Below are 557 nucleotides of genomic sequence, written 5' to 3'. Positions count from 1 at the left end.
TCCTCAGCGCGCTTTCTCTGGTTTGTTTCTCAGCATGCGTTTTGCAGTGGTTTTCCAAGGGTTTATCTTCTTGATGATGGTGCCATTGAGCATTCCTTTAGCGGCGTTATTTTCACAAGAAGAAACTGTGAAGAATCTGCTTTGGCACTATCTACTCGTGGTTCCATTTAGCTATGGTTTCCAAGGTATTGTGATGATGTTGGTGAGTGGGCTGAATGCGATGCACAAGCCGCTACGCGCTTTCCAATGGAGCTTCATGCGCCTGTTTGTGTTTACGCTGCCTGCTGCATGGGTTGGCAGCCAAGTGTACAGCATTGAAGGCTTGTTCATCGGTATTGCGCTGGGCAACACACTAGGTGGGCTGCTGGGTTACATGTTCGCGTTGCGCGAACGTAAATTGACGCTGATTGAACAAAACAGCGCTTCGTAAGATTCTACCCGATACATCAGCTTCCTTTCGCTGATACTCAAATACAAAAAAACCGCGGAAAGCCGCGGTTTTTCTTTATCTATTTCAAGCTTGCTTAGAACAGTTCTTCAGCAACTTTGTATAGATC

At 46.3% G+C, this 557-nt stretch carries 1 protein-coding gene; it reads left to right on the top strand.

What is annotated here, in order from left to right; all coding sequences use genetic code 11:
* Positions 1 to 430: MATE family efflux transporter (locus R7Z49_RS26875; protein ID WP_318112714.1), on the top strand; the 430-nt coding region annotated here is incomplete at its 5' end.
* Positions 431 to 557: the final 127 nt, after the last annotated feature.

This window comes from Vibrio sp. 1562, from assembly GCF_033340155.1.
In the GTDB taxonomy this organism is placed as follows: Bacteria; Pseudomonadota; Gammaproteobacteria; order Enterobacterales; family Vibrionaceae; genus Vibrio; species Vibrio alginolyticus.
This window is presented reverse-complemented; position numbering and strand designations above follow the sequence as displayed.